We start from the raw sequence: 21309 nt of genomic DNA on the forward strand, positions 1-21309 counted from the left end.
CAGCCGGGTGCACATCCAGGTGACAGGGAATTCGGCGTTCTTCTCCTGAACAAGCCGGTAGAGGTCCTCTACCGTTGTTCTTTGGCGAAGAACGCCGAAACTTTTTTCAGGTTATGCCGATGTCGGCATAACCTAAATTATCCTGATGTCCGGATTATGCCGAGGTTTTCCTGAACCCGCAGCTCAGGGCCGGGTGGGCGCCGGAATGTTCGGCATAATCTCTCAGAGGTTTTCCAGGAATTCCAGCAGGGTGTCTGCCGGTGTGTAGCGTCCGGGTGTGGTGGCTGGCGGTGCGGTCCGGTCCAGCGCCCGTTGCTTGATGCCCAGGTCGGCGTGCAGGTATGCCTGGGTCGATTCGATGGATTCGTGGCCCAGCCAGAGGGACATGGTCGCGGTGTCGATGCCCGCGGCGAGCATCCGCATGGCAGTGGTGTGCCTGAGGACGTGCGGGGTAACGGTTTTTGCCGCCAGCGTCGGGCAGGTGTTGGTCGCAGCGGTCGTATGGACGCGGAGCCGTTGCGCGACCGCGTCGGTTGTCATCGGCCGGCCGCAGCCTTGGGCGGTGAAGACCGCGGACGCGGGAGCCGGTGACAGGTTTTCCTCATACCAGGCCTGCAGGGCCATGGCCGTGGCGGTGTCCAGCGGCGTGATCCGCTCTTTGCGACCCTTGCCGTGGGAGGCGATGTGAGCCGGGCGGGTCAGCTGGAGATTGGCCCATGACAGGTGCGTGAGTTCTGAGATCCGCAGGCCGGTGGTGACTAATGTCAGGATGATCAGCCGGTCGCGCTTTCCGACCCACCGGGCTTCGGGAGGGGCCGCGAGTAGGGCGTCGACCTCGGCGTCCGTGAGGTAGCTGATCTGTGCTTTGGGTGCGTTCTTGGCCCGGATAGCCAGCACCCGCCTGATGAGGTCCGCGTGCTCGGGATGCTGGTCCGCGGCGTAGCCGAAGAACGCGTGGATGGCCGCGAGCCGGGCGTTTCTGGTCGCGGCACGGAGATCCCCAGCTCGGGGGCAACCGAAGCGGGCGAACGGCCAGAGGAAATGACGAGATTCACGGCATCGGCCTTGAACTCATCGGAATAACTGGGACGGGAAGACATGGGCACAATCCTTTCAAACTGTGTCTCACATCAGTAGTACACCTCAGTGCTGGCCATATGCGGCCGGCAGGTCAACAATGACTGAATGGGGTATTCAGCCAAGGTCGCGTCATCCGTTCTGTTCGTATCCGAACTTGACCGGTCCGTGAACTTTTACCGCGACCTATTCGGATGTGAAGTAACCCTGCGCTCGGGGGATGCTGCCCTTCTCCTGACTCCGGCGGGCTTCCAGTTGTACATCATCGAACGCGGCAAACATGCTGAGCGCTACCCGGGCGGGCTGGGACACCACCTCTTGATGTGGGCCACAGACAGCGCCCAAGGCCTGGAATATTTCGAACAGGCACTGAAGGACGCGGGCAGTTACACAGACACCCACACAGCCGGTGAAGTCACGTTTGTCGAAGGCCGCGACCCCGACGGCCTTCGCGTCGTCATAGCCCATCCTGATCCCGCACAACGGCCGCGTTCAGTCTTCGACAGCCGCCTGTACGCCTGACGGAACAACCGTCCCTGCGGAAGAAGGCGCCGTGAATCGCCCCCCGCCGACCCCGCCAGATCCGTGCCGTAAAGCGGCAAAGCCGTTTTCAGTGGTCCGCTGCCAAGTGCCGCCTGAGCTGTTCAGGAAAGTCCTCATAACTGGCGGTGAGGTCAGCCAGATCGAACTTGGGCGGAAAATCGATGACCGGCTGATGGCCGGCCAGAAACACCGCCGTCTCCCTGGCCACCTGCCGATCGTATGCACCCGGGATGCATGATCGGTCCTTTCCGTTCCGTCATGATCGGCCCGTGGCGGAAGCGATTCTTTTCCTTCATTCATGAACGGATCTTCGCACGGTCCGGCCGCCCCGCCAAGGGTTCTGACGGGATGGACGTCGACGGGTCAACGGCCCGACGGGAGGCGCACGGCGGCTGCTTCGGCCGGAACGGGCGTACTGTGCCCCGGCGGGCGGTATGCGGCCCGGACCGGTGGTTTTTCTTGAGAGCTTGCCGCGGCCTGGTTTTCCCGGGCCAGAAACGCGGAGAGTTCCCCGATGGTGCTCATCAAGGGGGCAGGGAAGACAACGGTGGTGTTCTTGTCCACACCGATTTCGACCAGGGACTGAAGGTTGCGCAGCTGCAGGGCCAGCGGGTGGGCCATCATGATGTCGGAGGCGTCCCCGAGTGCGGCCGCGGCGATGGCTTCGCCTTCGGCGGCGATGATCTTGGCCCGCTTCTCCCTCTCGGCCTCGGCCTGGCGGGCCATGGCGCGCTTCATGCTCTCGGGCAGCTGAATGTCTTTCAGCTCCACGAGGGTAACCTCGACGCCCCACTCCAGTGTGAGGGCATCCAGGATCTCCCGGATATCGCTGTTGATCCGCTCGGTTTCGGACAGGGTCTGGTCCAGGCTGTGCCGGCCGACGACTTTGCGCAGGGTGGTCTGGGCGATCTGGTTGATGGCTGCCGAGACGTTTTCAATCGCCACGACGGACTTCACGGCGTCGATCACCCGGTAGTAGGCCACCGCGGAAATATCGACGCTCACGTTGTCCTGGGTGATGATGCCCTGTGACTGGATCGGCATGGTCACGATCCGCAGGCTGACCAGCGGAAGACGGTCGATCACGGGGATGATGAACCGCAGCCCCGGCATCCTGACCCCGGTCACCCGGCCGAGCCGGAAGAGCACGCCCTGCTCATACTGACGCACGATCCGGATGGACATCTTCGCCACGATGAACAGCAGCACGACGATGATTCCGGCAATAACATAGCTGGTGGGGTCCATCAGGATCCCTCCTTAGTGTCCTGGGCCGGGTCCCCCGGTGCCGGTCCGGCGCCGGGGCACGGCCGCCCTTGTCCTATTGTCCCATCAACCCAGGGAAATGTGCCCGCGGATCCGCCGGGAAAAGCCGCCGGCAGCACCCACCCCCGAGGGGATAGAGAGACGGCCGGTTAGTGCCATGACGGGTCCCATCTCCCCGGCCGGTTCAACGACATGACCGGCAGTGCCGCCCGAGCCCGGGGAATAGGTTGAACCGTCCATGGACGGACCTGCATATTTCGGGGGACCGGCGCCGGTTTTTCGCGGCGTGGACAGGTCCGGCCGGCCCGGTCCACGGGAAGCAGGGCCCGTCCCGGAGTGTTAAAACGGGTAAGGAGCCCTGTAGTTGACGGGAGGCGCGGCTTCATGGCCAGGATAGCGGTCGTGCTCGGAAGTCCCCGCCCCGGGCAGGTCGAACTCGCCGATGTGGCCGACTTCGGTCTCCCGCTGCTCGATGAACCGCTCCAGCCGCCACTGGGGCACTACCGTGAGGAACACACGAAGGCCCGGGCGGAAGCCATCGGATCCTTCGACGGGTACGTCTTTGTCATCGCGGAATACAACCACTCCGTGCCCGCGGCACTAAAAAACGCCCTGGATTTCCTCTACCGGGAGTGGAACAACAAAGCGGCATCAGTCACGGCGGCACCGGCGGGACCCGGGCGGTGGAACCTCTGCGGCTCATCGCCGCGGAGCTGCAGATGGCAGATGGCAGATGTCCGCGCGCAGGTCGCCGTGCCTCTGGCTACGGAGTTTGAAAACTACACCACCTTCACACCGTCGCCCCGGCGGTACAGGGCCTGGGCGCGGTCTTCGACCAGGTCATCGCCTGGGCCGGAGCCCTCAAACCACTGCGCCGCTGACAGGACCCACCGGGTCATCAATACGGGTCGTCAATCCGGCTTGATCGCCCGGCGCCGGAACCCGCGCTGGGCGAGCCCGCCGTCAATGCAGCAACAACCGCAGGACCCGGGGCACCCCGGCCGCCAGGGACTCATATGCGTGCCGCCACCTACATCCACCGTGCGTTCCGTACGCGGTGGCGGGAATTGAATCGGCATCCAAGGAGGTGTCATTGCGGCGGAGCCCACTCGCCGTGGAACGCCGGATAGGGGCGCGAAAACCCTGCGCCTAACCGGCAAAGTCACAGTGACCTGGCTCTCTAATATCCTGCGTCGGACAAACGCCGCCATGGGGGTCCGCGGCGACGTAGCATCAAGGTAGGCGGCAGTCAGGAGTGTGGCGACATGTTTGAGCGATTTACGGACCGTGCCCGTCGCGTGGTTGTGCTTGCCCAGGAAGAGGCACGCCTGCTGAACCACGGTTACATCGGTACCGAACACATCCTCTTGGGTCTGATCCATGAGGATGTGGGCGTTGCCGCCAAAGCCCTTGAGTCCTTGAGTATTTCGCTCGAGGGCGTCCGCGAGCAGGTGCAGGCGATCATCGGCCCGGGCCAGCAGTCCCCGTCCGGCCACATCCCCTTCACCCCGCGCGCCAAGAAGGTGCTGGAGCTCGCCCTGCGCGAGGCCCTGCAGCTGGGACACAACTACATCGGCACCGAGCACATCCTGCTGGGCCTCATCCGCGAGGGTGAAGGCGTTGCCACCCAGGTGCTGGTCAATCTCGGCGCTGACCTCAACCGGGTCCGCCAGCAGGTCATCCAGCTCCTTTCGGGCTACCAGGGCAACGAAACCACCGGTGCCGGCGTTGGCCCAGGCCAGGCCGAAGGAACCCCTGCCGGTTCCGCGGTCCTGGACCAGTTCGGCCGCAACCTCACCCAGGCCGCACGCGAGAACAAGCTGGACCCTGTGATCGGGCGCGAATCCGAAATGGAACGCGTGATGCAGGTCCTTTCCCGCCGCACGAAGAACAATCCCGTGCTGATCGGTGAGCCGGGCGTGGGCAAGACTGCCGTCGTCGAGGGTCTGGCCCAGGCCATTGTCCGCGGCGACGTGCCCGAGACGCTCAAGGACAAGCAGGTCTACACCCTGGACCTGGGCTCCGTGGTCGCAGGTTCCCGTTACCGCGGTGACTTCGAGGAGCGCCTCAAGAAGGTCCTGAAGGAGATCCGCACCCGCGGCGATATCATCTTGTTCATTGATGAGATACACACCCTGGTCGGTGCCGGTGCCGCCGAGGGTGCCATCGATGCGGCCTCGATCCTGAAGCCGTTGCTGGCCCGCGGTGAGCTCCAGACCATCGGTGCGACCACGCTGGATGACTACCGCAAGCACATTGAAAAGGATGCTGCGCTGGAGCGCCGTTTCCAGCCGATCCAGGTCAAGGAGCCCTCCGTCGCCGACGCGATCGAGATCCTCAAGGGCCTCCGTGACCGGTACGAGGCACACCACCGCGTCACCATCACCGACGGCGCGCTGGTCGCCGCCGCGACCCTCTCCGAACGCTACATCTCGGACCGCTTCCTGCCGGACAAGGCGATTGACCTGATCGATGAGGCCGGCGCACGGCTGCGCATCCGCCGGATGACCGCCCCGCCGGAGCTCAAGACGATGGACGAGCGCATCGCTGCGCTGAAAATGGCGAAGGAGTCCGCGTTGGACGCGGAGGACTACGAGGGTGCCGCTTCGCTGCGCGACAAGGAGCAGAAACTCGTGACCGTGCGTAGAGAGAAGGAACGCCAATGGAAGACCGGCGGGCTGGACGATATCTCCGAAGTCGATGAGGATCTCATCGCCGAGGTCCTGGCGAATTCGACCGGCATTCCGGTCTTCAAGCTCACCGAGGAGGAGTCCTCGCGCCTGCTGAAGATGGAAGACGAGCTGCACCAGCGCGTGGTGGGCCAGGAAGAGGCGATCAGGCTCGTTTCGCGGGCGATCCGCCGCACCCGTGCGGGCCTGAAGGATCCGAAGCGTCCGAGCGGTTCGTTCATCTTCGCCGGCCCCACCGGCGTCGGCAAGACCGAGCTCGCCAAGGCCCTTGCCGAGTTCCTGTTCGGCGAAGAAGACGCCATGATCACCCTGGACATGTCCGAGTACTCGGAGAAGCACACCGTCTCGCGCCTCTTCGGTGCACCTCCCGGCTATGTGGGCTACGAGGAAGGCGGGCAGCTGACCGAGAAGGTCCGTCGCCGTCCGTTCTCCGTGGTGCTGTTCGACGAAGTGGAGAAGGCTCACGCCGATCTCTTCAACTCGCTGCTGCAGATCCTGGAAGACGGCCGCCTGACCGACTCCCAGGGCCGTGTCGTGGACTTCAAGAACACCGTGATCATCATGACCACCAACCTCGGCACCCGGGACATCTCCAAGAGCGTTGCCACCGGCTTCCAGTCCGGCACGGACACGCAGACCGGTTACAACCGGATGCGGGCCCGGGTCACCGAGGAACTCAAGCAGCATTTCCGCCCCGAGTTCCTGAACCGTGTTGACGACGTTGTGGTCTTCCCGCAGCTGACCCAGGACGAGATCATCGAGATCGTGGACATGTTCGTGGGCCGCCTGGAGCTGCGCCTGGCGGACAAGGACATGGGCATCGAGCTCACCACCGCGGCCAGGATCCTGCTGGCAACCCGAGGCTACGACCCCGCCATGGGTGCCCGCCCGCTGCGCCGCACCATCCAGCGCGAGATCGAGAACCAGCTCTCCGAGAAGATCCTCTTCGGCGAAATCAAGCCCGGCCAGATCATCGCCGTCGACGTTGCCGGCTTCGGCGATGACGCGACGTTCACCTTCACAGGAAACACGAAACCCCGGATCCCGGACGCACTGCCGACCGCGAGCCAACCGGGAAATCACGGCTGACCACCGTGGAGGCGGACTGAAGTCCGCATGCCGCTGTCGACAAGATGGCTTGCTCCAGGACTTTGGTTTTACCGGTTGCTCCGATTGCGGCGTCCGCACCGCGGCCTACTTCCGGATTCAGCAGGGATATCCTGCACGATTGATGCGTCGATGGTGTGGATTGCTCCCAGCTCGCGTGCGAGTACCGGCCGCGACGCATCCGGGATCTCCACGGCCCGCCGATTCCGGATCCGCGGGTCTTTGCCGGCCGTGTACCTGGCCATGGCTGTGGCGCTCACTGATGCGGCCCCCGCAGTCTTGACCCTTGCACGGCAGGTTCCGGGCCCGTAGCTTGGGGGCAGCGGAAGATACCTTCCGCCACGCCTGCCCTGAGAGCCGGCGGAGAAGCACAGTCACCGAAGGACGCAACGATGGCAACAGGCACGGTTAAATGGTTCAACGCCGAGAAGGGTTTCGGCTTCATCGCCCCCGACGACGGGTCAGCGGACGTCTTCGCCCACTACTCCGCAATCGCCAGCAGCGGCTACCGCTCCCTGGAGGAGAACCAGAAAGTCCAGTTTGACATCACCCCCGGTCCGAAGGGCCCGCAGGCGGAGAACATCCATCCCATGTGATGTCCGGACCCGGACAACAGCAGCACCCGGGCGGGCACTGGTCGTTTGTGCGTGACGGACCATGGACAGATCCCAGCGCGGCAGGGCTGCCGGGAACGGCTGGCCGGTGACGGGTGAATCACGGCGTCGAACATCACGCATGACACCGCCCTCCAGGGACACCGTCCAGGCCCTGGCCGTCCGGTTTCACCAGTGACACTGTTTTCTTTCCCCTTCCCCGGACGTATCCTGAACTGCCATCCGGACAGCCCGTACCCGGACCAATCCAAGGAGCAACCCATGACCATGCCGCCGCAACGCGAGCCTGCACCGTTTCCTCCCCAGCCGGAGCCAACACCAGGTTCCCCCGACCCAACAAATCCCTTTCCTCCCGGTCCCGGTCCGGAACCGGATCCAGCTCCCGGGCCCGGACCCCTGACGCCGGATCCTGACCCGACCTTCAGGCCATAAGGGCCGCGCAGAAAGGACGGCCGGACCCGGCAGCAGAAACGGCGGCGGTGGGGTCTTGAGAGCGGTGCTCCCACAGGTTGTCCCCGAAGGAAGAATCAGGGAGTGGCAGAGATGGATAATCAGGACATCCTGGACCGGATCCAGGTCCTGGTCGCCGAGGAACACCAGCTCCGCGAATCGGCGGCAGCGCGGCCTGAGCCCGGGGATGCGGACGGGGCGTACGAGCAACGCAGGGCCAGGTTGCGGCGGGTGGAGGAGGACCTTGACCAGTGCTGGGATCTGCTGCGCCAGCGCAGGGCCAAAGAAGCTACCGGGGCTGACCCCGGTGATGCGGTCGCCCGGCCTGTCAAGGAAGTAGAAGGTTACCGGCAGTAAAGGCTACGCGCGCCCTCCCCTTAGGCGAACCCTGCCGCCTGCTCGTTCCCGGGATCAGGCCAGGCCGGGGCGGCTGCGCCACAGGGACGTCACGTTCCCATGACGGTGCGGCATCCCATCCCTGAGCGGCCCATCACCGTCCAACGCCCCGGGCTGTGTTTCGTCAACTTCAAGTCGGCCATTTCGGCGCTAAGAACCAGGCCGCGTGGGCTCGGTTTCCGGCCATTGCGGCGTTGGGCCTATTTCATCAGTGCATTTTTGACTCTGTAGGACTCCCCGCGGAACTGCAGGAGCCGTCCGTGGTGCACCAGCCGGTCGATGACGGCCGCGGCCATGTTGTCGTCCCCGAACACGGTTCTCCAGCGGGAGAACTCGAGGTTGGTTGTGATGATGAGGCTGCGTTTCTCGTAGCCGTCCGCGATGACTTGGAACAGGAGCCTGGCTCCTTCGGTGTCGATCGGCAAATATCCCAGTTCATCAATTGCGAGGAGCTGGTTTTTGGCCAGGGATGCGAGCTCCTTATCCAGTCGGTCCTCGTCCTTGGCGCGGCGTAGCATCATGACCAGGGCTGAGGTAGTGAAGAAGCGGGCCGGGATGCCTTGTCGGCAGGCGGCTGCCACGAGTGCGGTGGCCATGTGGGTTTTGCCGGTGCCGACGTCCCCGTAGAGGACCAGGTCGTGGGCCCGCGTGATGAAATCCAGGGATTCGAGGGACTCGCGGCCATAGTCTTCGGGGAACCTGACACTGGTGTAGTCGAATCCCGTGAGTGTTTTCAGGGCCGGCAGCCTGGCGGATTTCAGCAGCCGCAGGCGCCGTGGTTCCTGCCGTGATTCCTGCTCGGCCAGCAGGACCCCGTGAAGGTACTCGCGCTGTTTCGGGGTGCCCTTCTCTGCCCATTCGGTCAACACGCTGCCGGTCAGTGAGGCATGCTTGCCCGCTTCGAGGATGTCTTGGACGGTGATCGGATTCATGCAACTTCTCCCGTGGAGATATTCAGGGTGGTGAAGGTGTCATACACACTCAGATCCACGTTGGCGGCGGCCGGTTCGGTGCCGTGCGCCAGCCGGCGGGCGAGCATCCCCAAGGCGGCCATGTCCGGGGTGTCCCCGCGCAGGATCAGGGTGTCGGCAGCCTGGACTGCGGCGTCGAAGCCAGCGGACCCTGACGCGGCATCCACCGCGTTGAGCAGCCGGCGCCGATCCGTGGCCGTGGCCGCATCCAGCCAATCGCGGACCGGGTCGGTGACCAGAGCACGCAGCGGGGAATGGCCCCACGCGCCGGGCTTGTTCACCAGCAACGGCAACAGGGATGCCGGTTCGAAGATCGTCTCGATCTGCCGGCCGAAGGCCCTCGGGAAGGACCGTACGGGCTCGGAGTGCTCGTCGAGGATCTGGATGACGTCGTGGCGCAACCCGACGGTGAGGTTCCGTACGCCTGCACGAAGCGCATGTTCGAGAACGCGAAGGTCACCACTAGGATGTGCAGGACCTGCCGGATCCCGGTGATGATGGCCTCGGCCTGCCCGAAGTCGACCTGCGCCGTGCCGGCGGGCCATACCAGTTCGGTGAAGCCCTCCCCGGCCTGCCGGTTCCGGGCCGCCCATTTCTTCACGTGGCGTTGCACCGGGGAATAGGTGCCAGTGAAACCATGCTCGGCCACGAGACGGTCGAAAATGCGCTTAGCCGTATGCCGTTGCTTGCGCGGCCGGCGCTGGTCCTCGCTCAGCCACTGCTCAATGATGTGATCGAACCCGGTCAACACAGAAGCCCCGGGCCGTGCCAGCGGTGCCGGGGAGAAGTCTTCCTGCTCGGCGTACTTGGCCACCGAATCACGGCTGATGCCCAGCGTGCGGGCGATCTCACGCCCCGGGACTCCCTGGGAATCGAGTCTTCTGATATTTTCTTGAACGGACATGGGTACCGTCATCTGCTTTCCAGCCCTTCCGGCGCACACGCTTCGCAATGGCAGCGCCGCAAGGAACCTATCTGGGGGTGGCGGGCCCATGTTCCCAACACACTGGGAACCGCCCGGGCCCGGGTGATCTCAATCTCTGCGCACTCCCCGAATCCATGATTTGGGAGGGGAATTGCCTGGCCTGATTCTTAGCGCTCTTTTGGCAGGAAACCAGCCACCAACTCGGCCGATAGGGAGCGCCGACTCAAGCCCGAGCGATGCAAGAGCCCCAGAAAGCGGCGTATTCGCCATACGCCCGTCGAGGCGCGCCAGCACACGAGTCTCGTCCGTCATAGTTCGAAGGCAGCGACCTCAGCGGGCTAACAGCATCCATGGTGGCCAGATTAACTGCGACAAACCCCAGAAATCCGTAGGTGGCCAGGTAAGTTGCGAAAATGGCCAACTAAATTGAGAAAGGACAGCAGGAGAGTGCCGCGTGATTCATCTGATGAGATACGCAGAGTACAGGTTGACGTAATCACGGTTATCGGCTAAAAGTCAGGCTACTAACTGGCCTGACTTCGGGCTACAATCAAAGCATGAAAACTGTGCCGCTGAGCGAAGCCAAGGACAAGCTTTCCGCGCTTGTGGAGGAGGCGGACAAGACGCATGAGATCATCCAGATCACCCGCCACGGGCACCCGTCAGCGGTGTTGATGTCCGCGGACGATCTCGAGTCGCTTCAGGAAACCATCCATTGGCTGTCGCAGCCGGGCATTCGGGAAGATTTGGACCAGGCCAGGCGCGACATCGCGGAAGGGAACACGGTCAGCGGCGATGACCTGCGCCGTGAGTTTGGACTGCCGCCGAGGTGACTGAGGAACCATCAAGCGGGCAAGGGCCATGGAAGGTCGAAGTCACCGGCCCTGCGCTGAAGGGATTTCGCCGGCTGCCGGAGAAGGCTGCCGCCGCAATCGTCGAATTCGTTACCGGTGTTCTGGTCGATAATCCCCGCCGGCTCAGCAAGCCCCTCACAAATGAACTCCTGGGCCTGCGCACCGCCCGCCGTGGTGACTACCGCGTGCTGTTCACCCTCGATATCGAAGAGCACACCTTATATGTCCACCGCATCGAGCACCGTGCGGACGTCTACAAGCCTCGCTAGCCGAGCATGCCGGAACGTTGGCGTGGAGGTCCAAGCCGACGCCTGTGCGCTGTGCACCCGGCTGCCGTCGGCCGACCGCGTCTATTTATCGACTGTCCATGCTGCAGCGGCGGGCGGAACGCCGCACGTCCAGCATGCAGTCCATTGTCCTGAGGGGAGCCAATGAGGTTGAACACTCCGACCTGGACGTATTGCCCGGCAGTCTCCTATTGCCTGCCCTTGACATAGACGTACAGCCGGACGTCTGGGTGACCGGCCCATCGGTCCAACTGTTGGTTGAGGCAAAAGGCTTCAAGAAGGGCGCCGCGTTCAACGTCGAGCAACTTCCTCGGGAGCTGCTGTGCCTGCAGACGCACAGCGGCGACCGCGCCCCCTTGCTCCTGCTGATCCTGACAACTCCCCCACCCATCAAACTCGCCAAGAGTGGCCGTCACGAAGTCGACGCCGGTGTTGCCGTAGGTCTGGAGTCCCTGTGCGCCCGCGCCGGAATGACCGCTGAAGACTACGAGGACTTGCTTGCCTCGGTTCCGCTCTCCGTCGCATGGATAACCTGGTCTGAGATCTACACCATCGTCATGCGGCAGAAAAGCGCCTTGTCCGCTCTCCCCTCGAGCATCGCTGCATCCCTCCACCGGATCGCTGACGGCGTGGCCAAAGCCATCAAATGGCACTCCGGTGGCCTCGTAAACGAACCGGTCGAGTTCGTAGATCAGCCCTAGAGCTGACCATTGCAGCATGAAACCGGAAGTCTGTCAGTGCCGGAGTCTGTGAGTCATTGAGTGAAGGCCGATAGCGGGTATTAGGTCGAGGCAGGCCAAGCAAGGTCCTTTGACGCGTTCCGGGGCGACCAAACAGTGGCCACCGGCTGGCCGTAGAGCTGAGATACCACCTAGCTTGCCGATCGCAGAGCGTGCTGTCAGAGAAGGCCAACGTCTCACGCGCTCAACTGCGCAACCAGGATTGGTGGCTGCGACCCGATTACGTGCCTTTGGGCCCCGCAACCAGGGGCCGCGATGGCATCCAGGGCTGGTTCAAAAGTTCCGCTATGCCCGCAGCCATTCCCCTCGCGCCGTCGCTTTCCAGCTGAATGCCCGCTCACAAATTGCCCGTATTTGCGGTTAAGTCAGCTCGGCGCGGTCTCGCTTTTTCTGAGCCACAGTGAGCTCCCGGTTAATTGCCTCGATGTCCAGAAATGCGGGATCAAAGGGCTCGTCGGTGCCGGTCATCTCGGCGACCCACGCCGAATGTTCAACGTGGTCAGGATGGGCCGGATCGGCCAGAGCATCCAGAATCTCCTCGAACCCGGGCATGCCGCCGGAATCTTCCAGCGGCCCGCGCCGGGCTCCGCCGATCAGCCGCGCCGGCGGAGTCGTCTGCGTCGCTGGGTGGCGGGAAATCAGCTCGATCCGATGAAGCCAGCTGTCGCCGAAGTCGTACTCATACGCCATCCCCGATCCGCTCGCCAGGAGTTGATCCAACGAGCAGTCCTCTTCCGCCCGGTCCCCCGGTTCTTCGCACCACTGCGTCGGGAGCCACTGCAAAGCGTCAGGTATCTCGCCACCAATCGGCCGCAGGGGCGCGAAGGGATCGCTGCCGGTAAATCGGTGCAGATGGGCATCCTCCCAGCCAAAGGACACCTGCAGGACCCCGTGTACCTGATCCAGCGATATTGAGCCCCGGACCTCCAGCTGACGCCAGATCTCCGGATGACTGTCGACAAGAAGCACCCGCAGCTCCAGGACTGACTCCTGTCCGTTCGGGTGCCTGTCGTAGTCCTGTTTCATGGCGCCATCGTCTCAAACCACACGCATATACCCGAAATATGCAGCCGCGGGGACCGCTGTGGCCAACAGGAGAGCCTGACCAAGCGCTGGCTGAGGAGTTGGATGGTTCGTGGTGTTGTGTCTATTGGCGTCCGCTGTCACCAAACCGGGTCCCAGGTGGTGGCGGGCTCGAGCGCCGCTATGTGGTGGATTCTCGCGCGCGCCGTGGCGATGCCCGCAACATGCCGCCCGATCGCCGCCGGTGGATCCTCTTGACGCGCGTCTTGGATCCGGTCGGGATAACATCTGCTGCATGGACAGGGAGCAAAAGCTCATTCTTGCGGAGATGGACGCTGACGCCGATCGCCTGCAAGGTCTGAGCCTGGAAGACTTCGGCTACGTTCCGGATCCCCGGGATCTCTCCGCCGACGACCTGGCCGGAATCGATTCCGAAACGATGGAATGGATGGGCGGCACTTCAGCCGAGGACCGCCAGCGAAGCCTGAGCCGGGCCCGCCTTCTGGCCGGCGCCATCTGGCACGCCTCCGTAGTTCTCATCGATCAGCTGTTCGAAGACATCCACATGCTGCATGAAAAAGAGTCGATCACACGCGAAGACATCGACGAAACCTGGATTCTCTCGGGCCTGCCACCGCAGTACGCGGAAAAGTACAACGGACTCTTCGCCCAGCGATTCCTCGTGATGGCCGCTGACATGACCACGAAACTCACCAGCGGCTGGACCTCTCCCAGCTGCGTGGCCCAGGAGCTCGCCGTCCGGTGCCTCCTGGACCAGATCGAGATCACCGCAGACACCTACGACCTGGACCTTGACCCGCACTGGCGGGGCACACATACCGACCGGCTCCTCGAAGACACCGACAGCGACATGCTCTACGACCGGAGTCTCGACGGCTTCCAGCACTATGAAGGATTGAACCAGCAGCTCCGCCTGGCACCCATGGCACTGGAGTACTGGTTCGAACCGTTCAACGAAGAAGGTCAGGTTTCCCCTTACGCCCGCTGATCCAATGCCGCGCTTCCAAGGCCTGGGAGTCCGCCTCATTCACGCTGAGGTGGTTGCTGTTGATTCGGGTAGCGGGCGGAGCGGCACGCTAGCCTTCACATTCGATGCAGTACGAGTGGCCGTTCTTTTCGCGTGCGAGCTGGGAACGGTGCCGGACCAGGAAACAGGAGTAACAGGTGAACTCATCCTCCGCCTGGGGAATCACTTGAACGATCAGTTCCTCGGCGACGAACTCTCCGCCGGGCGTCATCGCCTCATCCAGCGCGTCGGCCTCGTCCAGGTCGCGGACGACGCTTCTGGCATCCGGGGCGTTCGCGGATTGCAGCGCCTCAAGGGAGCGCTCCTGTGATTCCTTGACGTCGGAACGTACTTCGTCGTAATCGGTTGCCACTGCCGTGTTTCTCTTCTCTAGCGTTCTTATCTGACGGAAATGCAACCTACACCATGGCTTCGCTATTCCCCTGCCCCGGGACGGGACACCGCCTTGATATGACTTTTCGATCGTTGGGCAGTCCCTGCGGCGAAATCATCGTTCGCGGTTCCGGCGGCCATCAGCAGCCGGACGAACGGCAATGAACCCTGAATCTATGTCACCAGCGACGAACCCGGAGGCTACTCCAACGGTGTCAGGCGGGGTCGTGTCCGAGGACTGTGAGCCCTTAATTGCTCTTATCCGTGTTGATAGAAAAGCGGGGTCATCTCGTGCAGGCCAGTGTCATCGAGTTCCTGGATCATTTCCACCGTCTCCAGGATCAAGGCTTCGACCTCAGGTGGCAGCCGTCCTGGCCAGTCGGCAGTGGCGTCGGATCCGGTCACGATGTTGTGCCTTTCTCGTTCAGTCTCTTCCCATCTCAGTCGTTCAGGCGGCGGACTGCATCCGGTTCCTTGTCACGTCTGATGGCCGCTGTGGTGCAGGTGCGGCGCGGACGTGTCCGGGCAAATCATGACTGTCCTTTGCCCTGCGCGGGGACTCTCGTGAAAGGCTGGAAACACCGGGCCTACGTGCTGTCCTCCCCGCAGGGACGGGCAGCCACTGAGCGTTCGTCAGGGCTGGACCGGGGACGATCTCACGTGCGGCCGGCAATCCCTGCAGCGTCTCCACGAGATCCGAACGTCACAGGATGAGGGACCACACTTCACCAAATTCACTATTCGGGCCAAATTCACCAAATTCACCCAAATTCACCTGTAGGCTGGCTCCATGTTTTCCGTGGAAAATCCGTTCCGCCCAACTGCCGGAGCTACCCCGCCCGAGGTCATAGGCCGGGCGGGACTGCTTGACGAGTTCGAGTACGGCCTTCAACTGGGCTCCGGCGCCCCCGGCCTGCTGTCCATCTTCACCGGCGCGCGCGGGATCGGCAAGACCGTCATGCTGGGCGCAGCCCATGATCTGGCCAGGGACCACGGGTGGGCGGTAGTCTCAGAGACCGCCACCGGAGCCTTTATGGGCCGGATCGGCGAGAAGATGCGTCGGCTGGCCGAAGAGCTCGGTGCCGGGCCCGACCCCCGGCGACGCGTCACGGGGGTTACCGTTGCGGGGTTTGGCGTCACTTCCCAACTTTCACCAGAACGACAAGTCGATTGGCGGGAGCTTGGGGAGAACCTCCTCAGGCTTCTGGACGATCGGAAAACTGGGCTCCTGATCACTGTGGATGAGATCCATGCCGCCGACCGGGCAGAACTATCCCAGTTGGCCGCGAACGTCCAACATTTCATTCAGGACCGGCTGCCCATCGCACTGATCTTCGCCGGCCTGCCCTCTGCGGTGTCGGACCTCCTGAACGAGGGCGTCGCGACATTCCTTCGCCGGGCTGACAAGACAGACCTGCATGCCGCTGCGATACGCGATGTCGAAAGATCGTTCACGGAAACATTCGGCGCCGCCGGGATCACCATCGCCCCGGAGTTGATACACCAGGCAGCCGTCGCCACGGGCGGGTACCCCTTCCTGATTCAGCTGGTCGGCTACTTCCTGTGGAGGGAAGCCGAAAACCATGACGGTTCCCTCTCATCCGCCACGGTCGACCGGGCAATAGCAGCAGCCATACGGCGCAACGAACGTGTGGTGACTGAAGCCGCTCTCGCTACGGCGTCCGGGAAGGACTTGGAGTTTTTGCACGCCATGGCAGTGGATGAGGGCCCCTCAACCGTCGGCGACATCGTCCAGCGGACCGGATCGCGACCGACGCTCGTCGCCAAGTACCGCACCCGGCTGTTGGCGGCCGGACTCATCGAGTCCACCGGCCACGGCAAAGTCGCCTTCGCCATTCCCGGCCTTGGCCAGTACCTGCGAAGGAATCCGCTCTAAAATCTGCGGCCTTTAGCGGCTGGGCCCGCTCCTGGATTTCTGCGCCCCGAGCGCTGCTCCGGCGTTCGACTTCCGTGCCTTGGCGGGTGATTTGCCTGGGGCGAGTGCGGTGCCGGGGTGGGTTCCTTCACTCTGTGCTGCTGCGAGTCTTCCCTGGTCGCGTTCCTCGCTGGCGGTGCCTGCCAGGGATTCGGCGAACGCCTGGTGATGGCCGGCGGAGCCGTACTCTGCAGTTGAGCCGGTCCCGGTCCTTTCGCCCTGGTCTTTGAGTCGTTTGGTGTCAGCGCCTGTGACGGCCGCCCCGGTATGGGTGTTTGATCCGCAGAAGATCGCCCAGGAGGAACCAGAGTGGTGGTGGAACCCGCTCTCCTATGTCACGGACGAAGAGAAGGCATATAAGTGGCGGATAGGACGAGTTGGTACGGGTGGTCGATGTTGTTGGTACTGCTGTTCCGGGGACCTGGTACCGGCCGGGGCGGATGCTTGGCCAGCCCGGCCGGTATTCGTTGTCGCCGCGGGTCCGGTGGGGGCTTATTCCCAGTAGCCGGTGGTTGCTTTGGCTTCCTGGTTGCGTAGCCGTCGCATGTCGACCTCGCCGAGGTTGAGTGTGCGGGACTGGTTGGCGAGCCGGTTTACCCGCAGGAGACGATCTACATCCTCTCCAAAGAAGGGGCCGGCTCCGCTTCCCCCCTCACCACAGCGTTGACGGTAGCCATCGCTGAGGCAATGGAGGAACGGGCCGAGCGCAGCGGCGGCCGCCTGCCCAAACCTGCACTGTTCGCCCTCGATGAGCTGGCCAACGTCGTCCGCTGGGCAGCCCTGCCCGATCAGTTCAGCCACTACGGCTCCAAGGGCCTGATCGTCATGGGCATCCTGCAATCCTGGTCCCAAGGCGTCGAACTCTGGGGAGAGGCGAACATGCGGAAAATCTGGTCGGCCGCGAACGTCAAGGTCTACGGCGGCGGCGTCGCCGAAGAAGGCTTCCTCCGGGCACTCTCAGACCTGATCGGAGACTACAGCTACACCAACGTCTCCGTCTCCTCCGGCAAGTCCGGCTCCAGCCGCTCCCGCCAAGAGGGCAAGGAACGCATCTTCGACGTCTCCAACCTCGCGGAGCTCGACCGCGGCCGCGCCGTAGTCCTCGCCTCCGGCGCCCCGGCCACCCTGGTCCGGACCATGCCCTGGTACACCGGCCCGCACAAGGACGCCGTGGAAGCCTCCATCAAGAAATACAGCCCCCGCCCGGAGGAACCGGAGGTCGTCCTGGTGCCCTCCGCTCCGGTCGCTAATCCCTGGGTCACGGGTAGGAGGTTCTGAGATGACTAACGACATCGGCCGATTCAGCTCAAGCGACACTGAGCCACCTGCGGACACCCCGGCAGAAGAGCAGAAGCCAGCTGAACTGGTTTACGGCTCAGCCGAAGAGTTCCTGCACGAGCAGCTGCTGCCAACGTACGTCCGTGACGTCGACGGACGCGCCGCGAAATGGTGCATCGAGTGGTACTACCATCCGGAAGCAGTCACCCGGGTAGAAGCTCTGTGGCGGGCGTGGGAACACCTCAGGCTGGACGGAGCCACAGGAATCAGTGTCTGGTTCAAGGACCACGCGGACCACCATATGAGCGTGCTCCTGGACCCACGCGGCCCGTTCTACAAATGCGACATGCAAAAGCACCGGGATCCGGAGAGCCTGGAGCCGAAGAAGGCACCGGAGGGTTGGTTCCCTGACTTACGGACTCAGGTAGCTTAGATAAACCACCTCACGCCAAAGAGGGTGGTCCCAGAGCTACTTGACACCACCACGTATGACATGAAGCTCCAGTCGAATGTGGCTCTAGCAGTCCACACCCGCACGAGACTGCGGAACAGACCCTGGACGGGCAACCCACGTACCTCTTTGAACCCGGGGGGCCAGTCCTACGCCACGCCTCATATCTCTAGCGCGCAGTGAACGCGGGCTGGACCAAGCCGGATACGTCCACCGGATTCCCCCGCAGGGCGCGCTCGGCGAATTGCCACAGGATGGCACCGGTAGGAGCGTGCACCACCATGTCGTGGCGCAGCGGCATCTGAAGAACCGGTTCCCCGGAAGCATTCTGCTGCCACCGCGGAACCCCCGGTTCGCACAGCCGCGACAGAGCGATCGGATGGATGGAAGCGACCTCGGATGGGTTTCGCCGCAGGGTCACACGACCCGCGACGGCGGCAACCACCGGGGTGATCACGATGCCACGGAGGGTACGGAAGTCGTCCAGAACCCCCAGCACATCGTCGGGTCCGGCACCCACACCGGTTTCCTCGCACAGTTCGCGGAGGGCCGCCTCCTCCGGAGTTTCGCCGGGTTCGACCATGCCGCCCGGCAGCGCCCATTGGCCCGGGTTTGAGCCGCGTGCGGCACGTTTGATCATCAGGAATGACGAGACCCCGCGGTGTTCGAACAGCAGGATCACGACTGCGGCTCGGCGTGCGGCGGGATCTCCCTCCGGAACCACGGTTATATCTACGGGCATTTTGCCGCCAAGTCGCTCTTCGATGAGCAGCCGGTGCGTGTCCAGTTCACGCGCGGGGAGGACATCAGACATGCGACGATGCCAAACTGAGTTCCTTTTCCACGATGGTTACCAGCATGGTCCGCATGGCATCGATGGTCATGTCGGGGGCACCAGTGAGGATCTTGATCGCGGCACCGTCCGTGGCGGAGCTCAAGAGCCGGGCGAATTGAACCGGGTCCACGTCGCGGTAGATGGCCTGGCGCTGGCCCCTTTTCACGATGCTGACCACGGCGTCCATCCACCGTGAATAGAAGTCGTTATGGATCGGACGTAAGGAGGGGTTGAGCGCGGTTTCGGCCCAGAACTGGAGCCAGATTGACCATTCGTTGCGGACCTGCGCCCCTACGGGAAGCTGCATCTCGATCAAAGCCAACATCCGTTTGTGCGCATTATCGATCTGCCGCAGCACCACTCCCTGGCGCGTGAACGCCTGGTCCACGCAATAACGCAGCGCCTCTCGGAGGACATCGTCCTTGCCGGGAAAGTAGTAGTGAATGGTACCGGTGCTTGTCCCGCAGATCCGTGCAATGTCCTGGACCCGCACATGGTGGTAGCCGCGTTCGGCAACCAATTGCCAGGCGGCCTCAAGGATCGCATTCCTGCGTTCCTGCGATCCGCGGGTCTCTGCGGCGTCTGTCATGGCGGATTCCTTTGGGGACGTGGAGCCTGGCTCGTTCTCGCTTAGCTTTAGCTTAGGCCAAAAACTGACGCTTCAGTCAATAATTTCGATAGTCGAATGAATCGGAACAGCAACTTGTCGCCATTGTGACCAGCGCAAAAGCCCGCAGATGCAAGGCTAAATGACCACCGCGCGGCTCATGCTTGACACGAGTGATGAAAACCACAATGCTGAGCCAATGACCGACGCGTCAGTTAGACGCGGTTCAGTCCTCCACTTCCTTCATCGCCGCAGGAGGCATGCCAATGACTTCGCACAACCGCCGCAAGGTCCGTCTCATCACAGCTTTAGCCGTAGGTACGTCGCTCCTGGGTCTGGCCGCTTGTTCATCGGGACTTACTGCGGCCCCGTCCGACTCCTCCGCGATGTCCTCCCCGAAGGCCGGCGGAAACCTCCGCGTCGGCATCGTCGGCGGCTCGGCCAAGGACAGCCTGGACGCCCACTCGCCCGTCACTCACCCGGACCAGGCCCGGGTGATCCAGCTGTACGACACACTGGTCAGCTACGACAACGACCACAAGGTGCAGATGGCCTTGGCTGACAAGGTCACGCCCTCTGCGGACGCCACCACCTGGACGGTGCATTTGCGTGCCGGCCTGAAGTTCAGCGATGGCAAGCCCATCACTGCCGAGGACGTCCTCTTCACCTTCAAACGGATCACGGATCCCGCGTCGCCCATGGCCACTGCCACCTCCCTGGCCACCTTGAAGCGGGATGAGATGACCGCCCCCGATGCGCAGACGGCCGTTTTCACTTTCAGCGCTCCTTTCGCGACCTTCCCGGACATTGCGGCCCAGTACGCCGCCGGCATTGTGCCCACCGGCTACGATCCGAAGAAACCCGTCAGTTCCGGTCCGTTCGTACTGGAAAGCTTCTCCCCCGGGCAACAGAGCGTGTTCGTGAAGAACCCGAACTACTGGCGCGCGGGCCAGCCCTATCTGGATAAGGTCACGATCATAGATTTCCCGGATGACACCGCCCGGGTGAACGCACTCCTGGGCGGTCAGGTGGATGCCATCGACCAACTGCCGCTGGGGCAGGTTAACGTAGTCAAGGCCAACCCGGCGATTAAGGTGCTTGAATCTTCCACCGGCTCTTGGCTTCCGTTCACCATGCGCGTGGACCAGGAACCCTTCAACGACCCCAAAGTGCGTCAGGCATTCCGCCTGATCGTGGACCGCAAGCAGATGGTGGACCAGGTGCTGGGGGGCCACGGCACAGTGGGGAATGACATGTACGCACCGCTGGACGCGTGCTACCCCAACAACGTCCCGCAGCGAAACCAGGACATCGCCAAGGCTAAATCGCTGCTGGCCGAGGCCGGCAAGAGCAACCTCAGCGTTGATCTGGTGACCTCCTCAGCCGCTGCCGGACTGGTCGAGTCGGCCCAGGTGTTCGCCGAGCAGGCCAAGGCAGCCGGCGTCACCGTCAACGTCAAGAAGGTTGATCCGGGTGAGTTCTATGGTGACCAGTATCTTAAGCGGACGTTCTCCCAGGACTTCTGGTTCACCCGGGATTATCTGCCCCAGACCTCCAACTCAGGTTTCGCCAACTCGCCGTACAACGAGACTCACTGGGACGACAAGGCCTGGTCAGATCTGGTCGCCAAGGCACAGGCCACTACCGATGAGGCCGCACGATGCGACTTGATCAAGGCAGCGCAGGAGATCGAATTCGACCGCGGCGGCTACATCATCTGGGGCTTCCCTAACAGCGTCGACGCCCATAGTGCCTCAGTGAATGGACTGACCCCGGACAAGAGCGGCATCCCGCTGACCTCTTACGGATTCCGCAACGCCTGGTTGGCTCAGTGATTAG

23 protein-coding genes and 1 pseudogene are annotated in these 21309 nt (G+C 63.1%); 13 read left to right on the forward strand and 11 right to left on the reverse strand.

Annotation, left to right across the window (positions count from 1 at the left end; translation table 11 throughout):
- Window positions 1-222 precede the first annotated feature (222 nt).
- On the reverse strand, window positions 223-897 hold the full coding sequence (locus ACZY0Y_RS10895) for a tyrosine-type recombinase/integrase (RefSeq protein ID WP_463957954.1): 675 nt from the start codon (window positions 895-897) through the stop codon (window positions 223-225).
- Window positions 898-1185: 288 nt separating this feature from the next.
- Between ACZY0Y_RS10895 and ACZY0Y_RS10900 the strand changes: the two genes are divergently transcribed.
- A complete protein-coding gene (locus ACZY0Y_RS10900) occupies window positions 1186-1599 on the forward strand; it encodes a VOC family protein (protein ID WP_463957956.1) in 414 nt (137 codons plus the stop codon).
- Window positions 1600-1687: 88 nt separating this feature from the next.
- Here ACZY0Y_RS10900 and ACZY0Y_RS10905 read toward each other — a convergent pair whose 3' ends face one another.
- The 3 genes from ACZY0Y_RS10905 to ACZY0Y_RS10915 all read right to left on the reverse strand — a co-directional run bounded on the left by ACZY0Y_RS10905 (window position 1688) and on the right by ACZY0Y_RS10915 (window position 3471).
- On the reverse strand, window positions 1688-1828 hold the full coding sequence (locus tag ACZY0Y_RS10905) for a hypothetical protein (RefSeq protein WP_463957958.1): 141 nt from the start codon (window positions 1826-1828) through the stop codon (window positions 1688-1690).
- 155 nt (window positions 1829-1983) lie between these two features.
- Window positions 1984-2868, reverse strand: coding sequence for a slipin family protein (locus ACZY0Y_RS10910; protein ID WP_463957960.1), 885 nt, complete (start codon window positions 2866-2868; stop codon window positions 1984-1986).
- A 357-nt stretch (window positions 2869-3225) separates the two neighbouring features.
- Window positions 3226-3471 carry a hypothetical protein gene (locus ACZY0Y_RS10915; RefSeq protein ID WP_463958052.1) on the reverse strand — a complete coding sequence of 82 codons (246 nt, stop codon included), beginning with the start codon at window positions 3469-3471 and terminating at the stop codon, window positions 3226-3228.
- On the opposite strand from ACZY0Y_RS10915, the gene ACZY0Y_RS10920 reads away from it, so the two are divergent.
- The 4 genes from ACZY0Y_RS10920 to ACZY0Y_RS10935 all read left to right on the forward strand — a co-directional run bounded on the left by ACZY0Y_RS10920 (window position 3352) and on the right by ACZY0Y_RS10935 (window position 8104).
- The gene (locus ACZY0Y_RS10920; protein WP_463958048.1) at window positions 3352-3957 is read left to right on the forward strand and encodes an NADPH-dependent FMN reductase; all 606 of its coding nucleotides are present in this window, start codon (window positions 3352-3354) and stop codon (window positions 3955-3957) included. The two genes, ACZY0Y_RS10915 and ACZY0Y_RS10920, sit on opposite strands and share 120 nt — an antisense overlap.
- A 194-nt stretch (window positions 3958-4151) precedes the next feature.
- Window positions 4152-6665 carry an ATP-dependent Clp protease ATP-binding subunit gene (locus ACZY0Y_RS10925; RefSeq protein WP_463957962.1) on the forward strand — a complete coding sequence of 838 codons (2514 nt, stop codon included), beginning with the start codon at window positions 4152-4154 and terminating at the stop codon, window positions 6663-6665.
- 410 nt (window positions 6666-7075) lie between these two features.
- On the forward strand, window positions 7076-7279 hold the full coding sequence (locus ACZY0Y_RS10930; protein ID WP_326968500.1) for a cold-shock protein: 204 nt from the start codon (window positions 7076-7078) through the stop codon (window positions 7277-7279).
- 561 nt (window positions 7280-7840) lie between these two features.
- Window positions 7841-8104 carry a DUF2630 family protein gene (locus tag ACZY0Y_RS10935; RefSeq protein ID WP_463958050.1) on the forward strand — a complete coding sequence of 88 codons (264 nt, stop codon included), beginning with the start codon at window positions 7841-7843 and terminating at the stop codon, window positions 8102-8104.
- Window positions 8105-8343: 239 nt separating this feature from the next.
- On the opposite strand, the gene istB is transcribed toward ACZY0Y_RS10935, so the two are convergent.
- Together istB and ACZY0Y_RS10945 are read right to left on the reverse strand one after the other, a co-directional pair.
- Window positions 8344-9075 (reverse strand): IS21-like element helper ATPase IstB, encoded by a 732-nt coding sequence (gene istB, locus ACZY0Y_RS10940; RefSeq protein WP_463957963.1) that lies wholly within the window; start codon window positions 9073-9075, stop codon window positions 8344-8346.
- A pseudogene (locus ACZY0Y_RS10945) lies at window positions 9072-10018 on the reverse strand (IS21 family transposase). The gene istB and the pseudogene ACZY0Y_RS10945 overlap by 4 nt, the downstream one beginning before the upstream one ends.
- Window positions 10019-10596: 578 nt before the next feature.
- On the opposite strand from ACZY0Y_RS10945, the gene ACZY0Y_RS10950 reads away from it, so the two are divergent.
- The 3 genes from ACZY0Y_RS10950 (at window position 10597) to ACZY0Y_RS10960 (ending at window position 11881) form a co-directional block, all read left to right on the forward strand.
- Window positions 10597-10872, forward strand: a complete 276-nt coding sequence (locus tag ACZY0Y_RS10950; protein ID WP_463886406.1) for a type II toxin-antitoxin system Phd/YefM family antitoxin — start codon at window positions 10597-10599, stop codon at window positions 10870-10872.
- Window positions 10869-11162, forward strand: a complete 294-nt coding sequence (locus tag ACZY0Y_RS10955; protein WP_463886408.1) for a type II toxin-antitoxin system RelE family toxin — start codon at window positions 10869-10871, stop codon at window positions 11160-11162. Before ACZY0Y_RS10950 ends, ACZY0Y_RS10955 begins: the two co-directional genes overlap by 4 nt.
- Before the next feature lie 98 nt (window positions 11163-11260).
- A complete protein-coding gene (locus ACZY0Y_RS10960) occupies window positions 11261-11881 on the forward strand; it encodes a hypothetical protein (RefSeq protein WP_463957965.1) in 621 nt (206 codons plus the stop codon).
- Window positions 11882-12280: 399 nt separating this feature from the next.
- Here ACZY0Y_RS10960 and ACZY0Y_RS10965 read toward each other — a convergent pair whose 3' ends face one another.
- Window positions 12281-12946, reverse strand: coding sequence for a plasmid pRiA4b ORF-3 family protein (locus tag ACZY0Y_RS10965; RefSeq protein ID WP_463886412.1), 666 nt, complete (start codon window positions 12944-12946; stop codon window positions 12281-12283).
- Window positions 12947-13238: 292 nt separating this feature from the next.
- Between ACZY0Y_RS10965 and ACZY0Y_RS10970 the strand changes: the two genes are divergently transcribed.
- On the forward strand, window positions 13239-13952 hold the full coding sequence (locus ACZY0Y_RS10970; protein ID WP_463957967.1) for a hypothetical protein: 714 nt from the start codon (window positions 13239-13241) through the stop codon (window positions 13950-13952).
- Window positions 13953-14040: 88 nt separating this feature from the next.
- Here ACZY0Y_RS10970 and ACZY0Y_RS10975 read toward each other — a convergent pair whose 3' ends face one another.
- Window positions 14041-14343, reverse strand: coding sequence for a DUF4193 domain-containing protein (locus ACZY0Y_RS10975; protein ID WP_463886416.1), 303 nt, complete (start codon window positions 14341-14343; stop codon window positions 14041-14043).
- Window positions 14344-14621: 278 nt separating this feature from the next.
- Window positions 14622-14768: a hypothetical protein gene (locus ACZY0Y_RS10980; RefSeq protein WP_463957969.1), complete on the reverse strand. Its 147-nt coding sequence runs from the start codon at window positions 14766-14768 to the stop codon at window positions 14622-14624.
- A gap of 385 nt (window positions 14769-15153) precedes the next feature.
- Between ACZY0Y_RS10980 and ACZY0Y_RS10985 the strand changes: the two genes are divergently transcribed.
- The 3 genes from ACZY0Y_RS10985 (at window position 15154) to ACZY0Y_RS10995 (ending at window position 18010) form a co-directional block, all read left to right on the forward strand.
- Complete coding sequence (locus ACZY0Y_RS10985) at window positions 15154-16260, forward strand: ATP-binding protein (protein WP_463886420.1); 1107 nt, start codon at window positions 15154-15156, stop codon at window positions 16258-16260.
- A gap of 654 nt (window positions 16261-16914) precedes the next feature.
- The gene (locus ACZY0Y_RS10990) at window positions 16915-17577 is read left to right on the forward strand and encodes a type IV secretory system conjugative DNA transfer family protein (RefSeq protein ID WP_463958051.1); all 663 of its coding nucleotides are present in this window, start codon (window positions 16915-16917) and stop codon (window positions 17575-17577) included.
- Window position 17578: 1 nt separating this feature from the next.
- On the forward strand, window positions 17579-18010 hold the full coding sequence (locus tag ACZY0Y_RS10995) for a DUF4913 domain-containing protein (RefSeq protein ID WP_463957970.1): 432 nt from the start codon (window positions 17579-17581) through the stop codon (window positions 18008-18010).
- Window positions 18011-18197: 187 nt separating this feature from the next.
- Here ACZY0Y_RS10995 and ACZY0Y_RS11000 read toward each other — a convergent pair whose 3' ends face one another.
- Both ACZY0Y_RS11000 and ACZY0Y_RS11005 read right to left on the reverse strand, forming a co-directional pair.
- Entirely contained in the window at window positions 18198-18842 is a 645-nt protein-coding gene (locus ACZY0Y_RS11000; RefSeq protein WP_463957972.1) for an NUDIX hydrolase, read from the reverse strand.
- Window positions 18835-19452, reverse strand: coding sequence for a TetR/AcrR family transcriptional regulator (locus tag ACZY0Y_RS11005; RefSeq protein ID WP_463957974.1), 618 nt, complete (start codon window positions 19450-19452; stop codon window positions 18835-18837). The genes ACZY0Y_RS11000 and ACZY0Y_RS11005 overlap by 8 nt, the downstream gene beginning before the upstream one ends.
- 284 nt (window positions 19453-19736) lie before the next feature.
- On the opposite strand from ACZY0Y_RS11005, the gene ACZY0Y_RS11010 reads away from it, so the two are divergent.
- The gene (locus ACZY0Y_RS11010) at window positions 19737-21305 is read left to right on the forward strand and encodes an ABC transporter substrate-binding protein (RefSeq protein ID WP_463957976.1); all 1569 of its coding nucleotides are present in this window, start codon (window positions 19737-19739) and stop codon (window positions 21303-21305) included.
- Window positions 21306-21309: the final 4 nt, after the last annotated feature.

This window comes from Pseudarthrobacter kochi (assembly GCF_055412805.1).

Excerpts from the sequence above, each read along its gene's own strand:
- ACZY0Y_RS10900 (WP_463957956.1), top strand. The coding sequence starts at position 1,186 with ATGGGGTATTCAGCCAAGGTCGCGTCATCCGTTCTGTTCGTATCCGAA.
- ACZY0Y_RS10910 (WP_463957960.1), bottom strand. The coding sequence starts at position 2,868 with ATGGACCCCACCAGCTATGTTATTGCCGGAATCATCGTCGTGCTGCTG.
- ACZY0Y_RS10925 (WP_463957962.1), top strand. The coding sequence starts at position 4,152 with ATGTTTGAGCGATTTACGGACCGTGCCCGTCGCGTGGTTGTGCTTGCC.
- ACZY0Y_RS10930 (WP_326968500.1), top strand. The coding sequence starts at position 7,076 with ATGGCAACAGGCACGGTTAAATGGTTCAACGCCGAGAAGGGTTTCGGC.
- ACZY0Y_RS10935 (WP_463958050.1), top strand. The coding sequence starts at position 7,841 with ATGGATAATCAGGACATCCTGGACCGGATCCAGGTCCTGGTCGCCGAG.
- istB (WP_463957963.1), bottom strand. The coding sequence starts at position 9,075 with ATGAATCCGATCACCGTCCAAGACATCCTCGAAGCGGGCAAGCATGCC.
- ACZY0Y_RS10950 (WP_463886406.1), top strand. The coding sequence starts at position 10,597 with ATGAAAACTGTGCCGCTGAGCGAAGCCAAGGACAAGCTTTCCGCGCTT.
- ACZY0Y_RS10960 (WP_463957965.1), top strand. The coding sequence starts at position 11,261 with ATGCTGCAGCGGCGGGCGGAACGCCGCACGTCCAGCATGCAGTCCATT.
- ACZY0Y_RS10965 (WP_463886412.1), bottom strand. The coding sequence starts at position 12,946 with ATGAAACAGGACTACGACAGGCACCCGAACGGACAGGAGTCAGTCCTG.
- ACZY0Y_RS10970 (WP_463957967.1), top strand. The coding sequence starts at position 13,239 with ATGGACAGGGAGCAAAAGCTCATTCTTGCGGAGATGGACGCTGACGCC.
- ACZY0Y_RS10985 (WP_463886420.1), top strand. The coding sequence starts at position 15,154 with ATGTTTTCCGTGGAAAATCCGTTCCGCCCAACTGCCGGAGCTACCCCG.
- ACZY0Y_RS10995 (WP_463957970.1), top strand. The coding sequence starts at position 17,579 with ATGACTAACGACATCGGCCGATTCAGCTCAAGCGACACTGAGCCACCT.
- ACZY0Y_RS11000 (WP_463957972.1), bottom strand. The coding sequence starts at position 18,842 with ATGTCTGATGTCCTCCCCGCGCGTGAACTGGACACGCACCGGCTGCTC.
- ACZY0Y_RS11005 (WP_463957974.1), bottom strand. The coding sequence starts at position 19,452 with ATGACAGACGCCGCAGAGACCCGCGGATCGCAGGAACGCAGGAATGCG.
- ACZY0Y_RS11010 (WP_463957976.1), top strand. The coding sequence starts at position 19,737 with ATGACTTCGCACAACCGCCGCAAGGTCCGTCTCATCACAGCTTTAGCC.